This is a genomic window from Bradyrhizobium lablabi (assembly GCF_018131005.1).
GTDB lineage: Bacteria > Pseudomonadota > Alphaproteobacteria > Rhizobiales > Xanthobacteraceae > Bradyrhizobium > Bradyrhizobium lablabi_D.
Window position 1 is genome coordinate 484,464 of the sequence record NZ_JAFCJK010000004.1, and the last position, 20,947, is coordinate 505,410.

The following is a 20,947-nucleotide window of genomic DNA, read 5'->3' on the forward strand; positions in this document are numbered from 1 at the left end:
GCGATATCTCGCGGTAAAAACAATACGAGGACGATGGCCGCGACCGTCCGGCATCATCGTCCCCGGCCTGCGCCAGGACAGCATCGCAAGATGTGGCGAGAGATGCGCCGTTCAACCCCGGGCCGCGCGATCCTTTTCGTTCTGCGCCTTGATCGACTCGCGGGCCTGGGCCCAGTCGTCGTCCTTCCAGTCGCGCAACTGGTAGAAGTTGCCGCCCATCGCAAGCGCCTGCGCGCCGTCCATGGCGATGGTCTCGCCATTGATCCAGTCGCAGCCACCGGAGATCAGGAACACAGCGAGGTTCTGCAGCTCCTCCATGGTGCCGACGCGGCCCATCGGGTTCACCGCCTTGGTCCGCGCACCGGCCTCGTCGCCCGGCTTGATGCGCTTGCTCATGCCTTCGGTAGGGATTTCGCCCGGCGCGATCGTGTTGAGGCGAATGCCGTATTTGCCCCATTCGACCGCGAGCGACATGGTCATGGCGTGGATCGCCGACTTGCTCATCGCCGACGGCACGACGTAGGGCGAGCCGTTGCGCACCCAGGTCACGGTGATCGACACCACGTTGCCGCGATGCTTGCCCGCAATCCAGCGCCGGCCCACCGCTTGCGTGACATAGAAGGTACCATGCATCACGATGTTGGCGACCGCATCAAAGCCGCGCGCGGACAATTCCTCCGAGCGCGAGATGAAGTTGCCGGCGGCATTGTTGATGAGATCGGTCAGCGGGCCATCGGTCCAGATCTGCTCGATCATCTCGTCGACGGCCTGCGCGTTACGGATGTCGACGCCGTGGCTCACGACGCGCCCGCCATACTCGGCCATCAGTTCGGTTGCGGTCTCGTCGCAGACGCTCTTGCGGCGGCCGCAGATATGGACTTCGGCTCCTAGTTGCAGGAACCGCGACGCCATCGATTTGCCGAGACCGGTGCCGCCTCCGGTCACGAGAATGCGTCGCCCGGCGAGAAGCTGATCGCTGAACATCGTTTCCACTCCCACGGGCTTTTCTGTCGATTGACTAAACCCGAACAACAGCCTTTCTGTAAAGCGTTCATACTGAAGCAGCGGAGGAGATTCCCATGGAAGATCGCGTCTCGATTTCGATGTCGGAGGGGATCGCCGATGTCCGCCTGGTGCGGGGCGACAAGATGAACGCACTCGATGCCGCGATGTTTGAGGCGCTGGTGGCCACAACGGAGCGGCTTTCACGGGAAAAAGGCCTGCGGGTGGTAGTATTGTCCGGCGAGGGCCGGGCGTTCTGCGCCGGGCTCGACATGGGTCGCTTCGCCGCCATGAAGGAAATGGGTGGTAACGGTGTGGCCGGCGGGGAGAGCCGTGACCTCACCATCCGCACCCACGGCAAGGCGAATTTTCCGCAGCAGGCGGTGTGGGGCTGGCGCCAGCTTCCGGTGCCGGTCATCGCCGCGATCCATGGCGTTGCGTTCGGCGGCGGTTTCCAGCTCGCGCTTGGCGCCGACATGCGGTTCCTTAGCATCGACGCGAAGATGTCGATCATGGAGATCAAATGGGGACTGGTGCCCGACATGGCGGGCACGCCGATCCTCGCGAGCCTCGTACGCGACGATATCCTGCGCGAGCTGACCTATACCGGCCGTATCTTCTCGGCGCAGGAAGCGCAGAGCTATGGTCTCGCAACCCGGGTCTGCGACCATCCGCGCGCAGCCGCGCTCGAACTCGCGCGTGAGATCGCCGGCAAGAGCCCGGACGCGATCCGCGCCGCCAAGCGCATGCTGAACAACCTCACGGTCGACCCCGCCGCGGCGCTGCTTGCGGAATCGGTCGAGCAGCAGAAGCTGCTGGGCAGTCCGAACCAGAGCGAGGCCGTGCGGGCCAATCTCGAAAAGCGCGCGCCGCGTTTTGCGGATGCGTGAGCAAACCCGTGGCCGACTCCCGACGAGCCATGCAAGCGGCGCCGCGGCGGATCTGCCACGAGTCTCATGGCTGGAGACGCGCGAAGACGCGCCTCCAACCATAAGGAGCAAGGCTGCCAACAAAAAAGAAGAACAAAATGAGCGAAACGTCCGAACTCTTCTGCGGCATCATCAGCGGCGAACGCAGGCGCGATCACGCCGAGGTGGCTGAGCGCGCCGACCGCGTCGCCGGCGGACTGGACCGGCTCGGCGTCAGGCCGGGCGACAGCGTCTGCATGCTGATGCGCAACGACATCGCATTCATCGAGGCCGCCTATGCTGCGATGCGGCTCGGCGCCTACGGCGTGCCGATCAACTGGCACTTCAAGCCGGAAGAGGTCAACTATGTCCTGACCGATTCCGGCACGCGTGTTCTGATCGCGCATGCCGACCTGCTGCATCCGTTGCGCGACGCCATTCCACCAGGCGTTACCGTGCTCAGCGTGCCGACGCCCCCGGAGATCCTGGCGAGCTACGAGATCAATCCCGATCACCTCGCCATGCCGGAGTTCGCGATTGATTTCGAAGCCTGGCTCAAACAGCATCCGCGCTACGATGGCCCCGCGGTGCCGCAGCCGCAGAACATGATCTACACCTCCGGGACCACAGGCCATCCCAAGGGGGTGCGCCGTTTCGCGCCGACGCCCGAGCAGGTCGCGAATGCGGAAGCCATGCGCGCGTTGATCTACGGCCTGAAGCCGGGAGCCCGCGCGATCCTGCCGGGACCGCTCTATCACTCGGCACCGAATTCGTTCGGGCTGCGCTCGGCGCGGCTCGGCGGCGTGCTGGTGCTCATGCCGCGTTTCGATGCGGAGGAATTCCTGCGTCTGATCGCGCGCGAGAGGATCGACACCATCTTCATGGTGCCGACCATGTTCATCCGCCTGATGAAACTGCCTAAGGCGGTGCGCAGCAAACACGACATGTCGTCGCTGCATCACGTCATCCATGCTGCCGCGCCGTGTCCGGCCGACGTCAAGCGCGCGATGATCGACTGGTGGGGGCCAGTGATCCACGAGTTCTACGGCTCGACCGAGTCGGGGGCAGTGACCTTCGCGACCTCGGAGGATGCGCTGAGAAAGCCCGGCACGGTCGGAAAAATCTCGCCCGGCGCGGAACTCCGCTTCATCGGCGATGACGGCAATGAGGTGCCGCAGGGCCAGATCGGCGAGATCTATTCGCGGATCGCGGGCAATCCCGATTTCACCTATCACAACAAGCAGCAGAAGCGTGCCGAGATCGACCGGCAGGGATTCATCACCTCGGGCGATGTCGGCTATATCGACGAGGAGGGCTACGTCTTCATCTGCGACCGCAAGCGCGACATGGTGATCTCGGGCGGCGTCAATATCTATCCGGCCGAAATCGAGGCGGTGTTGCATGCGATTCCAGGCGTGCACGATTGCGCGGTGTTCGGCATCCCCGATGCCGAGTTCGGCGAGGCGCTGATGGCGGTGGTCGAGCCGCAAGAGGGCGTGACGCTCGACGTCGCCGCGATCCGCACCCAGCTCAAGACCTCGCTCGCGGATTACAAGGTGCCCAAGCACGTCGAGATCCAGACCAACCTGCCGCGCGAGGATTCCGGCAAGATCTTCAAGCGCCGTCTGCGGGATCCGTATTGGGAGCGCGCCGGGCGAAGGATATAGCGCGGCAGAACAGATTGCCGCCGGGACGACGGTCAGCGTGCGCCGCCTCCAACTTCATCTTGCGCTGCGGCAAAAAAATTGCACACTCCAAGGCATTGCCGGGCAGCTTCTGGAGTAGCCAGCCATGTCTCCCCAGACCATGCCTTCCGAGACCGAAGTCCGCGCCGGGCGCGCAGAAGAGGCCAGCCTTCTTGAGAAAGCGGCGCTGGAGGAAGATGCGCGGCTCCGGAACGATATCCGCCTGTTGGGGCGTGTCCTCGGCGACACCGTGCGCGACCAGGAGGGCGCAGAGGTGTTCGACCTGGTCGAGCGTATCCGTCAGACGTCAGTTCGGTTCCATCGCGATGAGGACCTTCCGGCGCGGCGAGAGCTCGAGACCATCCTCGACAGCATGTCGATCGCTGAGACGGTGCAGATCGTCCGCGCTTTCAGCTATTTCTCCCATCTCGCCAATATCGCCGAGGACCAGAACAACATCCGTCAGATGCGCAGCCGCGGCCCGGGCGGTGCGCCGCGGGTCTCTACGCTGGAGCAGACGCTGGCCCATGCGCGGCAGGCCGGGATCAGCCCGGCCGATCTGCGCAGCTTTTTCAAGAGCGCGCTGGTCAGCCCGGTGCTGACAGCACATCCGACCGAGGTCCGCCGCAAAAGCACCATGGACCGCGAGATGGAGATCGCCGCGCTGCTCGGCCGGCGCGAGCGCGTGCAAATGACGGTGGAAGAGGCCGAGGCGAGCGACGAGCAGCTTCGCCGCGCGGTGGTGACGCTTTGGCAAACCAACCTGCTGCGCCGCACCAAGCTTACCGTGCTCGACGAGGTCGCCAACGGCCTGTCCTTCTACGATTACACCTTCCTGCAGGAAGTTCCGCGGTTGCATTGCGCGCTGGAGGACCGGCTGAACGGGGAAGGCGCCGAGGAGGGCGCTCTCGCCTCGTTCCTGCGAATTGGAAGCTGGATCGGCGGCGACCGCGACGGCAATCCGTTCGTGACCGCGGACGTGATGCGCGGCACGCTGCGGCTGCAGTCGAGCCGGGTGCTCAGTTTCTATCTCGAAGAGCTGCACGCGCTCGGCGCCGAACTGTCACTCGCGGCGCATCTTGCCGACACTTCCGACGAGCTGCGCACGCTCGCCGAACGATCGCCCGACACCTCGCCGCATCGCAGCGGCGAGCCCTATCGCCTCGCGGTTTCAGGCATCTACGCAAGGCTCGCGGCGACCGCTGCCAGGCTCGAGGTCGAGACCACCCGGCGGCCGGTTGGCAAGGCCGAGGCTTACGCAAGCGTCAGGGAATTCCAGTCTGATCTCGACGTGCTTGACCGCTCGCTGATATCAAACAATTCTCGCGTGATCGCGCGCGGCCGGCTGCGCTGGTTGCGGCGCGCGGTGGATTGCTTCGGCTTCCATCTCGCCCGCCTCGACATCCGGCAGAATTCCGCCGTGCACGAACGCACGATTGCCGAGCTGTTCGATGCCGCCAATCCCGGCATGTCCTACATGGCGATGGCTGAGGACGCCCGCGTCAGCCTGTTGCTCAACGAGCTCCGCAGCGCGCGGCCACTCACGTCGCCTTTCATCAAATATTCGGAGGAGACGCAGGACGAACTCGCCGTGTTCCGCGCCGTCGCCGAGGCGCACGCCAAATTCGGCCCCGACGCGATCCATCAATGCATCATTTCGATGTGTCAGGGCATGTCCGACATGCTCGAAGTCGCGGTGTTGCTGAAGGAAGTCGGACTGGTCAATCCATCCGGCCGCAGCGCCATCAACATCGTGCCGCTGTTCGAGACGATCGGGGATCTACAGGCCTGCAGCGGCATCATGGACCGCATGCTGGCGCTGCACGACTACCGCAAGCTGGTTGATAGCCGCGGCAGCGTGCAGGAAGTCATGCTCGGCTATTCCGACAGCAACAAGGATGGCGGCTTCGTCACGTCGGGCTGGGAACTCTACAAGGCCGAGATCGGCCTCGTCGAGGTGTTCGAGCGCCACGGCGTGCGGCTGCGCCTGTTCCATGGCCGTGGCGGCTCGGTCGGCCGCGGCGGTGGGCCAAGCTATGACGCCATCATCGCGCAACCCGGCGGCGCGGTGAACGGCCAGATCCGCATCACCGAGCAGGGCGAGATCATCTCGTCAAAATATTCCAACGCCGAGGTCGGGCGCAGCAATCTCGAAATCCTCGCCGCCGCGACGCTCGAGACCAGCCTGTTGCAGCCGCGGCGGAGCGCGCCGCGGGCCGAATATCTCAAGGCGATGGAGCAGCTCTCGGCGCTCGCCTTCAAGGTCTATCGCGGCCTCGTCTACGAGACCGAGGGCTTTGCCGATTATTTCTGGGGTTCGACCGTCATCAACGAGATTGCGACGCTGAACATCGGCAGCCGCCCCGCCTCGCGCAAGAAGACCCGCGAAATCGAGGACCTTCGTGCCATTCCCTGGGTGTTCTCGTGGGCGCAATGCCGGCTCATGCTGCCGGGCTGGTACGGCTTTGGCTCGGCCGTCGAAACCTGGATTGCGGAGCATCCGGAGCAGGGCATGCCGTTCCTGCAGGAGCTCTACAGGGAGTGGCCGTTCTTCCGCACGCTGCTGTCAAACATGGACATGGTGCTGGCGAAAAGCTCGATTGCGATCGCCTCGCGCTATGCTGAACTGGTGCCCGATGTCGAGCTGCGCGAGAAAATCTTCGGCCGTATTCGCCGGGAATGGCATCTCTCGATCGAGACATTGCTCGATATCATGGGCACCGAGCGGTTGCTGCAAGGCAACCCGCTGCTGGAACGCTCGATCCGCAACCGCTTCCCCTATCTCGACCCGCTCAACCACGTGCAGGTGGAGCTATTGAAGGAGCATCGCGCGCAGAACCCCGACGAGCAGGTGCTGCGCGGGATCCAGATCACGATCAACGGCATTTCGGCGGGGTTGAGAAATAGCGGGTAGGCGGCGAATAGCGAATGGCGAGTAGCGAATGAACTCTATTCGCCATTCGCCACTCACTACTCGCTTCTCTACGATTCGCTATTCTCAGCAGATATGCGCGCCCTTGGTCTCGACGTAGACCGCATACAGCGACTGGCTGGCCGTCATGAACAGGCGGTTGCGCTTCTTGCCGCCGAAGGTGAGGTTGGCGCAGGTCTCCGGCAGCAGGATCTGGCCGATGCGCTGGCCGTCCGGCGCGAATATCTGCACGCCGTCATAGCCTGGTCCGACCCAGCCGGCGCCGACCCAGACGTTGCCATCGACATCGCAACGCAGACCATCCGGAAAGCCCGATTTGCCGTTCAGCGTCATGTCGATCAGCGTGCGCGGGTTGGAGAGCTTGTCGCCGTTGAGGTCGTACTGCCAGACGATGTTCTTGGCGTTCGGATAGTGCGTGGTGCCGGTGTCGCAGACATAGACCTTCTTGTAGTCGTGGCTAAAGGCGATGCCGTTCGGCTTGAACGGCTCGTCGGCGACCTTGGTGATCGCCCCGCTCTGGGCGTCGAGCCTGTACACCGCTTCCTTTTGGTATGGCTGGGTCGAGCCAGTGTTGGCGAGCTGTCCCTCATAGATCGAGATCGCGCCGTAACCGGGATCGGTGAACCAGATCGACTTGTCGTTGGGATGCACGACCATGTCGTTCGGCCCGTTGAGCGGCTTGCCGCCGGCCTGCTCGGCCAGCGTCGTGACGCTTCCGTTGTGCTCGTAGCGGACCAGGCGCGTGCGTTCGGCCGTGATCTGCCGGCCCTCGAAATCGAAGGTCGAGCCGTTGGCTTCGTTCGACGGCTTGTGGAATTGTTCGGAGATGTGGCCGTCATCGTCGAGGTAGCGAAGCTGCCGGTTGGCCGGGATGTCGCTCCACACGAGATACTGGCCTTGCCCGTTCCAGGCCGGGCCTTCCGCCCACAGGCAACCGGTAAAGAGCCGCTTGATCGAGGTGTTGCCGACCTTGGCCTTGAACCGCTTCTCATCGATCACGACGATGTCGGGATCGGGATAGCGTTGCGGTTCCGCATTGCGGCCGAAGTCGCGTGCGACGGCATCCGATGCGGCCATCGCAGTTGCAGCAAGTGCGGTTGCGCCGCGCAAGACCGTGCGACGGTCGAACGCCTTCGCGCCGTCGTCCTGGTGATTTGGGGTATTTGTTGGATTTGTCATGAAGTCCTCCCAGGTTTTGTTGTTATGGGGAGGCGGTTCATGCGCCCGCAATCTGGCATAAAGCGGGCGAGTTCCGGTAAAGCAATCGAACAGTGTGCCGTCCCGGCGAGCTGCCGGGACGACTTTTCGTAAAAACTGTCAGATCGGATCCCAGGTGAAGACATCGGCCGAGCGGTCGAGCTTGTAGAATGAGCCCTTCAGCGCCGGCATGCCGTGCTCGGCGATGGTTTCGGGCGTCCAGCCTTCGCCGCGATGCACCGAGCGAATCGGGCGCGACTGGCTCATCAGGAAGATCTCATTCATGCGCACGCCGAAGATCTGTCCGGTCACCTCCTTTGCGGCATCGCTGAGCAGATATGCGCAGACCGGCGCGATCTTCTCCGGCCCCATCTGCTGGATCTTCGCCACGCGGGCCTTCTCGGCCTCGGTCTCGGTCGGGATGGTGCCGATCATGCGCGTCCACGCGAAGGGCGAGACACAGTTCGAGCGCACGTTGAAACGGCCCATGTCGAGCGCGATCGACTTCGACAGGCCGACGATGCCGAGTTTGGCGGCGGCGTAATTGGCCTGGCCGAAATTGCCGACCAGACCCGAGGTCGAGGTGAAGTGCACGAACGAGCCGCTTTCCTGCTCGCGGAACAGCCGGGCCGCGGCGTGGCTGACATAGAACGAGCCCATCAGGTGCACCTTGATGACGGCCTCGAACGCCTCCACGCTCATCTTGTGGAAGATCATGTCGCGCAGAATGCCGGCATTGTTGACGACGCCGTCGAGCCGGCCGAAATGGTCCGTCGCGGTCTTGACGATCTTGCTTGCGGGGATCGCTTCCGCCACCGACTCGAAATTGGCGACCGCGGTGCCGCCGCGTTTCTTGATCTCCTGGACCACTTCCTCGGCGGGCGCAGCATTCGATCCGGCGCCGTCGGCGGCGCCGCCGGGATCGTTGACCACGACCTTGGCGCCTTCGGCGGCGCAGAGCAGCGCGATCTCGCGGCCGATGCCGCGGCCCGCTCCGGTGACGATGATGACCTTGTCCTGCAGTGATTTTGCCATGTGGTTCTCCCGATTCTGCTGCTTCTTACCTCGCCCCGCTTGCGGGGAGAGGTCGGATCGCATCGAAGATGCGATCCGGGTGAGGGGGACTATCCGCGAGTTCGCATCTGCCGAAAGAGCTCTTCACCCCAACCCTCTAAGAGCGAGCTTCGCTCGACTCGACCCCGCAAAGAGCGGGGAGAGGGAGAGGCGGCCGCTCACTCATTTCTCGTTCGTAAAGATGATCGTGCCACTTGCGGCGAACATCCCGCCGACGCCGTGGCAGACCGAAATCTTCGCATTCGGCACCTGCGCCGGCGCGATGCCGCGCATCTGCCGCACGCTCTCCTGGAGCGCATACATGCCGTACATGCCGGAGTGCATGTAGCTCAAGCCCCCGCCGTTGGTGTTGAGCGGCAGCTTGCCGCCGGGCCGGGTATTGCCGTCGGCGATGAACTTGCCGGTCTCCTCATGGGGCATGAAGCCGAGATCGCCGAGGCCATAGAGCGGCAGATGCGCAAACGCATCGTAGATCATCAGGTGATCGACGTCCTTGTGGGTGATGCCGGCCTCCTTGAAGGCCAATGGCCCTGCGACCTTGAAGGCGCACGAGGAGTCGAACGTCTTCATCTGGCTGACCATCGGCGTTTCCACGCTCTCGCCGGTGCCGAGGATATAGACCGGCTTTCTCGGGAAGTCCCTGGCGCGTTCGGCGGAGGTCAGGATCAGCGCGCCTCCGCCATCGGTGACGAGGCAGCACTGCAGCAGGCGGAAAGGGTAGGCGATCATTCGCGAGTTGAGCACGTCGGCGACCGTGATCGGGTCCTTCATCGTCGCGCGAGGATTCCTCGCCGCCCATTCGCGCTGGACGACCGCGACCATGGCGAGTTGTTCATGGGTGATGCCGTGGGTCTTCATGAAGCGCAGCACCGGAATCGGGAACATGCTGGGCGGCCCGTACACGCCGAACGGCGCCTCGAACTGGCCCTGCAGGCTGTCGGCGGGAATCGAGCGCGGCTGCTTGCCGATCATCGACTTGCCGCTTTCGGCGTGCGTGATCAGCACGGTCTTGCAAAGCCCGGCCTCGATCGCAGCCGCCGCATGGCGGACATGCAGCATGAAGGAGCAGCCGCCGACCGAGGTGCCGTCGACCCAGGTCGGCGTGATGCCGAGATAATGCGCGATCTGCTGCGGGGTCTCGACCGCGGTAGCGAACCCGTCGATGTCGGAGAGCTTCAGCCCCGCATCCTCGATCGCGTTCAGCGCCGCGTCCGCGTGAAGCTGGATCTGCGACATGTTCGGTATGACACCGAGTTCGGTTGTTTCAGCCGCGCCGACGACGGCAACCTGGTTCCTGCGCATCGTGCTTACCCCTTCGCCGGGCGGAACAGGGGAAGGGTGATTTTGTCGTCGAGCGGCTCGAAGGCGACCTCGAGCCGCATGTCGAGCTCGAGCGCCTCCGGCGTCTGCGGGCAATCGATGACGTTGCTCATCATGCGCGGGCCTTCGTCGAGCTCGACCACCGCAATGGCGTAGGGCGGCGTGAAGCCGGGGGCGGCGGGACGGTGATTGATGACGTAGCTGTAGAGTCTGCCCCTGCCGCTCGCCTTGAACATGCTGACCTTGCGCGAGGCGCAGGATGGGCAGAACGGCCGCGGCGGGAAGTAGACATTGGCGCAGGCATCGCAGCGCTGCAGGCGTAGCTCGCCCGCCTTCGTGCCGTCCCAGAAGTGCTGGGTTTCCGGCGTCGGTTTCGGTTTGGCGCGCGCAGCCTCGGCCATGTCGGCATGTCCTCCCAGGAGATATTTGCGATCTTGATGCGACAATCTTCCATTCCCGGTCAACGGTCCAGCAGCGTTGCCGCATGGCGGTATGCCGACCGGTGAGGGCGCTTGTATGCCAAGGCGTCATCGACGATAGTCCGCGGCACGGCAAATTGCCTGGAGCACGACGCCGCAAGAAAACATCAACGGAACGCCATGCCGAAAAATCCGACACTCGCCTCTCTCGCCGCCGATCTCGCCAATGGCACGATCTCTTCCCGCAAGCTGGTCGATCAATGCCTGGCCAAAATCGCTGACCCCGCGGGTGAGGGCCAGCGTACCTTTATCCACGTCGACAAGGATGCGGCGCTCGAGGCCGCCGATGCGATGGACCGGTTGCGTAAGGCGCACGCGGCGCCGTCGCCCTACGCCGGCATCCCGGTCTCGATCAAGGATTTGTTCGACATCAAGGGGCAGGTTACGCGCGCGGGCTCGCGGGCGCTCGACGACTCCGCGCCTGCGGACGCCGATGCGCCTGTCGTGGCGCGCCTGCGCCGCGCCGGCTTCATCGTGATCGGTCGGACCAACATGACTGAGTTCGCGTATTCCGGCATCGGCATCAATCCGCATTACGGCACGCCGAAAAGTGCGTGGAATCGAAGCGTCGGACACGTGCCGGGCGGCTCGTCCTCCGGTGCGGCGGTGTCGGTCGCCGATGCGATGGCCTTTGGCGCGCTCGGCACCGACACTGGTGGCTCGTGCCGCATCCCCGCCGCCTTCAACGGCATTGTCGGATACAAGCCGACGCAACGGCGTATTCCCCTTGATGGCGGCGTGCCGCTCTCGTTCACGCTCGACAGCTACGGGCCGCTCGCGAATTCGGTTGCCTGCTGTGCGACGCTCGATGCCGTGCTCGCGGACGAGCCGGTGAGGTCGCTTGTGCCGCGGCCGGTGAAGGGCATGCGGCTTGCGGTACCTATGACCGTGGCGCTCGATGACCTCGATGATGCGGTCGCGGAAACGTTCGAGCGTGCGTTGGCGACTTTGTCGCGCGCGGGCGCGCTGGTCGAACGGATCGAACTACCGGAACTGCTCGATGTCGGCGTGATGCAGACCAAGGGTGGCTTTGCGGCGGCCGAAAGCTATGCCTGGCACCGCTTCCTGATCGCGAGCAAGGGCGATGTCTACGATCCCCGCGTCTCGGTGCGTATCTTGCGTGGCGAAGGCTTCCCGGCGGCCGACTACATCGATCTCCTCAACGCCCGCCGTTCCTTCATCGCGCGGACCGAGCGGCGCATCGCGCCGTATGACGCGATGGTGCTGCCGACCACCGCCAACACGCCACCGGCCATCACAGCCCTTGCCGACGACAAGGCGTTCACCACCGAGAATTTGCGCGCGCTGCGCAACTGCACGCTGATCAACGTGTTCGACGGCTGCGCCATCTCGCTGCCGGCGCATCGCGAGGGCGAGGTGCCGGTCGGCCTGATGCTCGCGGCGGCGGGCGGATCGGATCGCCGCATCTTCGAGCTCGCTGCAGGAATGGAGACCGTCATCCGTGTATGACCTCACCTTCACCGTCGACGACAAGGGCGCGGCGACCCCGCTGACGCTCGAAATCAACCGGGCCGTGATCGCGGGCTGGACCGGCCGCGATCCCGTTGCTCGCGACAGGCATATCGCCGAGCTCGAGGCGATCGGCATCGCGCGGCCCGCGACCACGCCGATCTATTACTGCTGCTCGGCGCGGCGGTTGAGCTTTGCCGACACCATCGAGGTTTGCGGCGAGGAGACGAGCGGCGAGGTCGAGTTCGTGCTGATCGGCTGGCAGGGCCGCATCTTCGTCGGTTGCGGCTCCGATCATACCGATCGAAAGGTCGAGAGCTACAGCGTGACGGTGTCAAAACAGATGTGCGACAAGCCGATCGCGTGCGAGCTGTGGGAGCTCGAGGACGTGATCGATCATTGGGATCAGATGATCCTGCGCTCCTGGGCCGTGATCGGCGGCCAGCGCGTGCTCTACCAGGAAGGTACGCTCGCCGGCATGCTGCCGGTGAAGGAGTTGATCGCGCGCGGCTTCGGCGAGGCGGGCCTGCCCGACGGCTGCGCGATGTTCGGTGGTACCTTTGCCGCCAAGGGCGGCATCCGCCCGGCGAGCCGCTTCGAGTTCGAGCTGGCGGACCCGGTGCGGAAGCGGATGATCCGGCACGGTTATGACGTGATCACCTTGCCGGTGCGCGGCTGAGCCTCTCTCTGAACCGGTCGTCCCCGCGCGGGACCCATAACCACAGGGCCATGTGGATTCGAGGCTGTGCCCCAGCACGTTACTAACGGCGGTGGTTATGGGTCCCTGTTTCAAGGGCTAAGTTCAGGTCAGTTTAACCGTAAGAAACCGCTGTAACGCAAGCATCTCCACGGTTTCTCGGCAACGGGAAGGAGCCTTGGCTTGATCGGCCGGGCTCCAATTAGGCTCCATATCGGTCCACTTGCAAAGCCGGTGATCGGCCATAGGCTCTGGCGGCGACGACCAAAGCCCGGGTGGCTCCGATGATCGCACTACTCCCTCTCGCGACTGATGAAACCGAGATCATCGAGATCATCGCCAGCGAGTGGGTCCCTTTGGTGCGCGAATACCTGACGAAGCCGTTCTCCAAGGCATGGCTGATCGAGAGGCTGGAGGGCCTCACTTGACGGCGGATGGGCCAAGGTCTGGCCGCGAGAACGAGACGAAGATAGCAAACCTTTGTGGGTGACCAGCTTAAGGTGGTGCGCTGGGAGCGAGGCGAGCAGGATGCATTTGCACAGGGGGCCCCGTGGCGGCGGTCCTTCACCGGCGGCGACTTTGAGATTAAGGGAGCCTTCATAGGGAAGGACAGGATCGAATACATCCCGGAAGGAAAGCGGGACCGCCCCTGTCAGATACACAGGTTCGGGTATACCTAGGCTTGTGAGACATTGAACTAGTTCACCGAGTTTGCAGGTTGCTCCCGCGCGAGCCCGCGCCATCAATAAAGAACGCCATGGGGACACTCGATAGATAATTTTCCGAACTCGACATCAGAAGAAGGCGGCTCACGTTATTATGCTGGATGCCTCCGTGCGGGAAAGCGCACGCAATTCGAGCCTTCCTGACAGGCATACGTGCCTTTTTAACCGCAGTCTGAGCTGGGATGTGTGCCCGGATGAAACGGGCGGCAAGTTGTCTCTCTACGTTCGGCCTCGGCCCGCGCTCAACGAGCTTCGAAAGATATTTAAAAACGTCGCGCATCAATGCGGGATAGGCAGCTAAGGTTTTGTCCGACATCAATGTGTCGATGTCCTCTGCGTTCTGAGGAAAGGCAAATACGGAACTTTCGATGCCGTGCGTGAGCGCGGAAAGATTGTTTGACCTCCCCAACCGCTGATAGATGGCTCTCTTAATTTCCTTCCAGCGAAAGAGAGTATCGGTCACGACGCAGGAGCCTGTCGCTTGTGCCAGATACATCGCGATCTCGAAATTCGGAGCAAACTTCATCACGTTGAACTGGCCACCTTCCTTGCCACCAGACAACGAATCTTCTTGCAGAACGGCCAGCGGGTCACGCTCCCTGAGCCGTTCGACGCCCGTTAGAGCCTCCTCGATGTTTACCTTGTCTAGGCCCGGTGGCGAGCCGTTCAGCAACTGGGACCGCAGTGCATCTCGCGGCAACGACATGATGCTTCGTTTAAAATCGTCCTTCGCGAGTTCTTGGAGGCGAGTGTCTGCATGCGGGTCAAATTTTGTTCCGGCAGACCTAGCCCTCGCCATGTGCAACATCTGATCACGGAGATGTGCATCGAAGTCACAGATGTTGGGGATCAGGTTAACCAGACCTCGCTCGACCAATGGCATGACAGTGAGAAAGAAAACGACAGTCTTGAGAAATTCCTGGCGGTAGGTCCTCGGGTTTTCGACCGGACTGAACTCCTTTTTGACCGTTCCCGCATGTATAAAAGGGTGCTCTACGAGCAACTCGCCGAAATAAAGAGACGCTCCAAGCGCGAAGTCGGTGATAGTCGTGGGGTGAATGGAGCCTGTATAGACTGCTCGGGCCATACCGTCGGGTTTTGGAAGCAGCTGGAATAGGTCAGTCTCTAGAGGCCATAACGCTTCATAGAGATGATATATTTCGCCGATCTTTTTATCAGTTAGCTCGCGTCGAACCGTTACCCAGTCTTTGTCCGGTCCCAGGTCCAGGACATTCATGATGCCATTGTACAGCATCAGATTTCGTTCGCGTATGCTGCGCTCGCTCCATGTAGGGCGTAGCGCGATGGGCTTTGATTCGCAGCATGCTTTGAAGGACCGTCCGTATCCGCAGCCGCACAAATCATTTGGGCGTAATGGCCCAATCGGCGGATCCTTCTTTAAGAATTCGCGTTGCTTCTCTGTCCTGCCGAACTCGTCCTGATAGTGGACATGACCGCTCTCGAATTGCGCGAACATCTCGCCGCCGAAGTACCACATCTCATCCTTTGGCGGCAGCAAGGTCTTCCGCAGCTCACACCAAGGATCGGACACGACCACCTCTGGATAGAGCCATTCCTTGCGACCAGCAGCGATATAACGGCGTGCCCGCGCCTTCAGGATATAGTTGATCCGTGCGACTTCTTGTCCCGAGAGTTTTCGCGTGCGGATGAAAGCATCCGTCCGAACCATCGAATTCCGGTAGTTGCGCGCGAAGGTCCGCTTATCGAGCGGGCTAGTTGAAGGGTCCTTTGCGTACTCTAAGTTCGTGAGAATTACGCAGAAGTCTCGGGATAGCGGAAAGATAGTCTGCGATGCCTTTAGTGCGATTGCCGGATCATGCGGGTAAGCACATATCCGCGAGTCAGGCGGAGCCGCGTGATTGTAGATTGTTACCGGGTGATCGCTGATGATGAACTTTACGTCGGCGTCCTCGGCAGAGACTATTTCGCGGACACCTTCTGTCCAGATCGTGCAATGCATCATGCGGATGCCTTGCATCTCGAACATCAGCTCGTTTTGTGTAAGTGTGGGATACTGAGCCTTCAGCCAGTCCAGTCCTTTTGGGGTACGAATTTTCTGGATGTCGATGTATTCGAAAAGCGTATGAAATTGGTCGTGCCACTCGCCGACGGCAGTGCCCGCAAAAGCCTTAAGGGCTTTTGATCCCCTGCGATCAATGTCGCCAAAAAGACGGCGCTCAATCTCGTCGTTGACGGATGTTCCGAAGAACGTGGAATACAAATCCGTCTCGTAAAAAGAGCGAGAGGTGGGTGCGTCGAATAGGGCACGCCCAGAAATTATGCGACCGTCATCGAGAACTTTTTCAGGGGGGGTAAGGTCGAGATAGGCCAGCGTATTGCGGCCTAATTCAAAGAAACCGTGCTGATACCATTGCGGTACGTAATGATTGTTCCTTGTCTTCGACATCGCTCCATAGTTGTGCAACACTGCCGCTTATTCGCGCAATAGCCTTCTGGCGTGTGTCCACGAGAATCTGTTTTTGGCGCGCGACCAGCCCTACCCTTTCGCGCCCCCTCAGATCAATCAGGCCGCCAGATTCAGCGGCATCACCTTCGCGCTGTCGGTCACCTTGCCCGCGATGATGTCCTGCAGCACCGTCTCCCATGCCGTCAGCACCTCCAGCTTTTCGCTCAAATGCTGGCTCTGCACACAGCTCTCGTCGGTTAGCTGCGAAGCGGCCTCATCCGAGCTGTGATCCAGACAGAGCGCGATCTTCGCCTTTGGCTGCTTGGCATTCACCTGCGTCAGATGGGCGGCGGTGTGCCGCAGATCGTGGGGCGTCACCTTCTGGATGCTCAGCCACTCGCAGATGCCGCGCTGCCAGACTTTGCCTTGTACCTCACGCCGCGCAGGGCCCGCGCCATGGTTGCCGCCGCCGCCGTCGACGGTGAACAGGTAGGCTGAGATATGGGGGCGATTGGCGGCCTTCGTTTTGGTCAGCGGCACCTGCAAGTGACGGCGGCCCTTCACATGCTTCAACGGCACATGATACACAGCGGCCTCCTCGTGCTGCATGACCTCGTCCTTCCGGGCGTGGCGCACCTCACACGACCGCAGCATGGTGGCGATCATGAACTTGATCGGCACGGCAATGATGGGATGGCAAGGCAGGTCGGTCTGATCCAGACCGAGCCACAGCTTTCGAAGGTCCTCGACGCCCAGCTTGCCCGTCCGCGGCCGCAGCCTGTGCAGCGGCGGCAAGCCGATGCCCGGGCCCCAACTTGGTGAAATCCGACTGATCTGCCCCTACCAAGAGAACAACAGCTTGGCAACAAACTCCCTGTTTTGATAGGGTTTTGTTGGCGTCAGGAGGCTTCACCAAGTAGCAAAACACAAATTGTGGGTCCCTGCTTCCGCCGGGACGACAGCAGAGGTTGTCGGACTGTGCGGGGCACGTTCCTGCGGAAATCGGGTGGCGCCAGCCACGATCATGCGCGAAAGTCCGCTTCATGAAAGCCACCGCCAAAATCGCCGCGCACGCGGTCCCAACCGGTATCCCCGCCCGCGTCGACGCGCTCGACTGGGAGCAGGTCGCCGCCGACCTTGACGCGCAGGGCTGCGCCGTTCTCGAGGGTTTGCTGACGCCGCAGGAATGCGACGCGCTGGCGGCGCTCTATCCGGATGACAGCCACTTCCGCAGCAAGATCGTGATGGGCCGGCACGGTTTCGGCCGCGGCGAGTACAAATATTTCTCCTATCCGTTGCCCGGCCTGATCGCGGAGTTGCGGCCGGCGCTCTACGCGCGGCTCACAGGCGTCGCCAATCGCTGGAACCAGGCGATGGGGATCGATATCAATTATCCCGCGTCGCATGCGGCGTTCCTGAAACGCTGTCACGATGCCGGGCAGACGCGGCCGACGCCGCTGCTGCTGCAATATGGCGAGGGCGACTACAATTGCCTGCACCAGGATCTCTACGGCGAGCACGTGTTCCCGATCCAGGTCGCAATCCTGCTGTCGCAGCCGGGGCGCGATTTCACCGGAGGCGAGTTCGTGCTGACTGAGCAGCGGCCGCGTATGCAGTCGCGGCCTGAAGTGGTGCCGCTGGCGCAAGGCGACGCCGTGGCGTTTGCCGTGCATCACCGCCCGGTGCAGGGGACGCGCGGCGTCTATCGGGTCAATCTGCGCCATGGCGTCAGCCGGATCCGCTCGGGTCATCGCCACACGGTTGGTGTGATCTTCCACGATGCGAAGTGAAAGCGGACAGGCGTGACTGCGGATCTGTTCGAGACCATTGGCGATGCACGGCCCGCCCGCGAAACGATGGCGGAGGGAGCGGTATTGCTGCGCGGTTTTGCCAGACCCGTCGAAGCCGAGCTGGTCCCGGCCTTGCGGGTCATCATCAAGCAGGCGCCGTTCCGCAATCTGGTCACGCCCGGCGGCCATACGATGTCGGTTGCGATGACCAATTGCGGCAGCGTCGGCTGGGTCTCGGACCGTCGCGGCTATCGTTATGACGCCATCGATCCGGATTCGGGACAGCGTTGGCCGGCGATGCCGCCGGTTCTCGGCAAGCTCGCCGCCGATGCCGCGAACGAGGCCGGCTTCGAGCGCTTTGCTCCCGACGCCTGCCTGATCAACCGCTATGTGCCCGGCGCAAAGCTGTCGCTGCATCAGGACAAGGACGAACTCGATTTCTCCGCGCCCATCGTCTCGGTGTCGCTCGGGCTGCCGGCGGTCTTCCTGTTCGGCGGCCTGAGGCGCAGCGACACGCCGCGCCGCTACCGCCTGGAACACGGCGACGTCGCGGTGTGGGGAGGGCCGTCGCGATTGTTCTTCCACGGCATCGCACCGCTCGCCGATGGCGAGCACGGGGTACTGGGCCGCCAGCGCATCAACCTGACCTTTCGCAAGGTGCGCTGAGACGTCGTCAGCCGGCAGACCGGTGGCGTGCCGGACCGCGCCAGCGTCGCGTCAGTCGTTCCTCGCCGGATGGATGAACGCCCATGGGCTGACTTCGGAATCGGTTGGCACTTCCACGGAAATCACGTAAGGCCCGCCGTCGGCCAACGCCTTCTCCAGCACGGGACGGAAGTGGTCGGGCGAGGTGACGCGCGAAGCTCCCGCGCCGAAGGATTCGGCGAGCTTGACGAAGTCAGGATTGACGAGGTCGGAGGCGACGACACGGCCATCGAAGCGCTCACGCTGGTCGCGGCGAACATTGCCATAGGCATTGTTGTTGAAGACGAGCGTGACGACGCCGATCTTGAACTGCACGGCGGTCGAAAGTTCCTGCACGCCGAACATGAAACCGCCGTCGCCGGTGATCGCGACCACCGGCCTGTTCGGGTTGGCGACCTTGGCGCCGAGCGCGGTCGGAAAGCCGGAGCCGAGCGTGCCCTGATAGCCCGAGGTCACAAAGGTGCGCGGCTCATAGATCGGAAAGCCGTACCAGGAGGCGAAACCGACCTGCGACAGCTCGTCGGTGACGACGGCGTTCGCCGGCAGCACCTCGCGCAGGATTTTCAGGTAGGCCATTTGCGGCTGAATGCGCTGGATCTCGTGCTCCGCCGCGGCCGTCGCCTCGCGGATCGCGGCGCGACGGCCCGAGGTCTTGCGGTAGCCGGCCTTGCGCACGGCGGCGACAAGATCTGCGGTCGCAGCCTTCGCATCGGCGACCACGGCGGCATCCGCCGGCCATCGCCGCATTTCGACGGGATCGATATCGATCCGTACGCATTTCAGCCCGTCGGGGCGGTAAGGCCAGCGCGACATCGTCGGCAGCTCCAGACGGGTGCCGATGCCGATCATCAGATCTGTCTTCGGCCACAGCCGGTAGGCAGCCGCCATCGTCAGCCCAAGCTCGTGCGCATTCGAGACGATGCCGCGGCCGCTGCGGAACGCCACCACGGGCGCGTCGATCATTTCGGCAAGCTGCAAAATCTCCTCGCCTGCCTCGATCGCGCCGCTGCCGACGAAGATCATCGGCGTCTTGCTGCCCGCAATCACGTCTGTGGCGGCCTTGATCCGGTCAGGATCGGGCTGCGGCGCGGGCAGCGGATCGAACGGCTTGACGGGCGCAACCTGCGCACGCTGGGTGAAGACATCCCACGGCATTTCCAGCGACGCCGGGCCGCGCCGGCCCGACAGCATTTCCTGGAACGCGCGCGAGACCATCGCCGGCGCAATATCGGGATATTCGGCGCGGTCGGCCCATTTCACGAAGGTGCGTAGCGTCGCGAGCTGGTCCGGCATTTCGTGCAGATGGCCGCGGCCCTTGCCCAGGAACTGCGTCGGGACCTGTCCGGTCAGGCAGAGCACCGGCTCGTTGCAGCCGAACGCGGTCAAGAGCGCAGCCGACGCATTGAGCACGCCTGGGCCGGGCACGACGCTGAACACGCCGGGCCGGCCGCTTGATCGGGCATAGCCGAACGCCATGTAGCCACAGGCCTGCTCGTGCCGCGCGCCGATCACCTTGAGCTGCGCCTGGTGGAATGCATCGAACAGACCGTAAATCTGTGCGCCCGGAAGGCCGAACACGGTGTCGACACCGTGGGCGACGAGGCCGTTGACGATCGCTTCGCCGCCGGATGTTGAGGTCATGGCACTGTCCACTCGTTTGTCAGCTGGTTTCGTCAACGACGCCATTGCGTAAAGTGCCGACGCCCTCGGCCTCGACCTCGACGATGTCGCCGGGTTTCAGATAGCGCGGTGGATCGAACCGCGCGCCGGCCCCGGTCGGCGTACCCGTGACGATGATGTCGCCAGGGACCAGCGTCGTGAAGGTCGAAATGTAGTTGATGAGATAGCGGAAGCCGAAAATCAACCGCGAGGTGCGGTCGTCCTGCCGCGTCTCGCCGTTGACCCGCGTGGTCAGGCGGATGTCGGCGATCTCTGCTTCATTGGTGTACGGTACGATCCAGGGCCCGAGGCTGCCGGTGGAGTCGAAGTTCTTGCCCTGGGTGACGTTGAATTTTGCGTGACGCACCCAATCGCGGATGGTGCCTTCGTTGCACAGGGTGATCGCTGCGACGTGATCGAGCGCGGCACTCTCCGCAATGTGCCGGCCGGCCTTGCCGATGATCAGCACCAGTTCGCCTTCGTAGTCGAGTTGCGGTGACGCGCGCGGGCGCACCACGGGGGTGTTGTGTCCGACAAAGGAGCGCGGCACGCGCAGGAACATGCTCGGATATTTCGGTGCATCCGAACCGTCCTTGTATTCGGCATTGCGGTCCGGATAGTTGACGCCGATGCAGATGATCTTCTCCGGCGCCGGGATCGGCGGCTGCCAGGCGATCGCGTCGAGCGCGTGGTCCGCCGCGCGGCCGGCGGCGTGCTCGGCGAGCCTCATCAGCGCGCCGGCCGCGATCGCCTCGCGCAGCGTCGGATAGTCGCCCGCGAAGCGTGCGGAGAGATCGACGATGCCGGCGTCGGTCACGGCGCCGTAACGCGTGGCGCCGTTGACGGCGTAGGTGGCGAGACGAGGTGCAGGCATCG

Annotated in this window: 17 protein-coding genes; 8 read left to right on the plus strand and 9 right to left on the minus strand. The window is 63.1% G+C overall.

Annotated elements, in window-relative coordinates:
- Positions 1–111 precede the first annotated feature (111 nt).
- Complete coding sequence (locus tag JQ553_RS15275) at positions 112–984, minus strand: SDR family oxidoreductase (protein WP_212500779.1); 873 nt, start codon at positions 982–984, stop codon at positions 112–114.
- 95 nt (positions 985–1,079) lie between these two features.
- On the opposite strand from JQ553_RS15275, the gene JQ553_RS15280 reads away from it, so the two are divergent.
- From JQ553_RS15280 to ppc, 3 genes are all read left to right on the plus strand, one after another.
- Complete coding sequence (locus JQ553_RS15280; protein ID WP_212500780.1) at positions 1,080–1,892, plus strand: crotonase/enoyl-CoA hydratase family protein; 813 nt, start codon at positions 1,080–1,082, stop codon at positions 1,890–1,892.
- Between the two features lie 137 nt (positions 1,893–2,029).
- A complete protein-coding gene (locus JQ553_RS15285) occupies positions 2,030–3,577 on the plus strand; it encodes an acyl-CoA synthetase (protein ID WP_212500781.1) in 1,548 nt (515 codons plus the stop codon).
- A gap of 124 nt (positions 3,578–3,701) precedes the next feature.
- Positions 3,702–6,509, plus strand: coding sequence for a phosphoenolpyruvate carboxylase (ppc, locus tag JQ553_RS15290; protein ID WP_212500782.1), 2,808 nt, complete (start codon positions 3,702–3,704; stop codon positions 6,507–6,509).
- Positions 6,510–6,593: 84 nt separating this feature from the next.
- On the opposite strand, the gene JQ553_RS15295 is transcribed toward ppc, so the two are convergent.
- The 4 genes from JQ553_RS15295 to JQ553_RS15310 form a co-directional block, all read right to left on the minus strand.
- Entirely contained in the window at positions 6,594–7,706 is a 1,113-nt protein-coding gene (locus tag JQ553_RS15295; RefSeq protein WP_212500783.1) for an SMP-30/gluconolactonase/LRE family protein, read from the minus strand.
- Positions 7,707–7,844: 138 nt separating this feature from the next.
- Positions 7,845–8,759, minus strand: coding sequence for an SDR family oxidoreductase (locus JQ553_RS15300; protein ID WP_212500784.1), 915 nt, complete (start codon positions 8,757–8,759; stop codon positions 7,845–7,847).
- A 201-nt stretch (positions 8,760–8,960) separates the two neighbouring features.
- Positions 8,961–10,100, minus strand: coding sequence for a thiolase C-terminal domain-containing protein (locus tag JQ553_RS15305; protein WP_212500785.1), 1,140 nt, complete (start codon positions 10,098–10,100; stop codon positions 8,961–8,963).
- A 5-nt stretch (positions 10,101–10,105) separates the two neighbouring features.
- On the minus strand, positions 10,106–10,519 hold the full coding sequence (locus JQ553_RS15310; protein ID WP_212500935.1) for a Zn-ribbon domain-containing OB-fold protein: 414 nt from the start codon (positions 10,517–10,519) through the stop codon (positions 10,106–10,108).
- 198 nt (positions 10,520–10,717) lie between these two features.
- On the opposite strand from JQ553_RS15310, the gene JQ553_RS15315 reads away from it, so the two are divergent.
- From JQ553_RS15315 to JQ553_RS15325, 3 genes are all read left to right on the plus strand, one after another.
- Positions 10,718–12,067 (plus strand): amidase, encoded by a 1,350-nt coding sequence (locus JQ553_RS15315; protein ID WP_212500786.1) that lies wholly within the window; start codon positions 10,718–10,720, stop codon positions 12,065–12,067.
- Complete coding sequence (locus JQ553_RS15320) at positions 12,060–12,746, plus strand: DUF2848 domain-containing protein (RefSeq protein WP_212500787.1); 687 nt, start codon at positions 12,060–12,062, stop codon at positions 12,744–12,746. Before JQ553_RS15315 ends, JQ553_RS15320 begins: the two co-directional genes overlap by 8 nt.
- Positions 12,747–13,048: 302 nt before the next feature.
- Complete coding sequence (locus tag JQ553_RS15325) at positions 13,049–13,192, plus strand: hypothetical protein (protein WP_212500788.1); 144 nt, start codon at positions 13,049–13,051, stop codon at positions 13,190–13,192.
- A 274-nt stretch (positions 13,193–13,466) separates the two neighbouring features.
- Here JQ553_RS15325 and JQ553_RS15330 read toward each other — a convergent pair whose 3' ends face one another.
- Together JQ553_RS15330 and JQ553_RS15335 are read right to left on the minus strand one after the other, a co-directional pair.
- Positions 13,467–15,917: a DUF4238 domain-containing protein gene (locus JQ553_RS15330; protein WP_212500789.1), complete on the minus strand. Its 2,451-nt coding sequence runs from the start codon at positions 15,915–15,917 to the stop codon at positions 13,467–13,469.
- A 117-nt stretch (positions 15,918–16,034) separates the two neighbouring features.
- Positions 16,035–16,712, minus strand: a complete 678-nt coding sequence (locus JQ553_RS15335; protein WP_212500790.1) for a hypothetical protein — start codon at positions 16,710–16,712, stop codon at positions 16,035–16,037.
- Between the two features lie 248 nt (positions 16,713–16,960).
- Here JQ553_RS15335 and JQ553_RS15340 point away from each other — a divergent pair, with 248 nt between their 5' ends.
- Together JQ553_RS15340 and alkB are read left to right on the plus strand one after the other, a co-directional pair.
- Entirely contained in the window at positions 16,961–17,707 is a 747-nt protein-coding gene (locus JQ553_RS15340) for a 2OG-Fe(II) oxygenase (protein WP_212500791.1), read from the plus strand.
- Positions 17,708–17,719: 12 nt separating this feature from the next.
- Positions 17,720–18,373, plus strand: a complete 654-nt coding sequence (alkB, locus tag JQ553_RS15345) for a DNA oxidative demethylase AlkB (RefSeq protein WP_212500792.1) — start codon at positions 17,720–17,722, stop codon at positions 18,371–18,373.
- Positions 18,374–18,424: 51 nt separating this feature from the next.
- Here the strand turns inward: alkB and JQ553_RS15350 are convergent, their stop codons facing one another.
- Positions 18,425–20,053 carry a thiamine pyrophosphate-dependent enzyme gene (locus JQ553_RS15350; RefSeq protein ID WP_212500793.1) on the minus strand — a complete coding sequence of 543 codons (1,629 nt, stop codon included), beginning with the start codon at positions 20,051–20,053 and terminating at the stop codon, positions 18,425–18,427.
- A 19-nt stretch (positions 20,054–20,072) separates the two neighbouring features.
- Positions 20,073–20,945 carry a fumarylacetoacetate hydrolase family protein gene (locus JQ553_RS15355; protein ID WP_212500794.1) on the minus strand — a complete coding sequence of 291 codons (873 nt, stop codon included), beginning with the start codon at positions 20,943–20,945 and terminating at the stop codon, positions 20,073–20,075.
- Positions 20,946–20,947 lie beyond the last annotated feature (2 nt).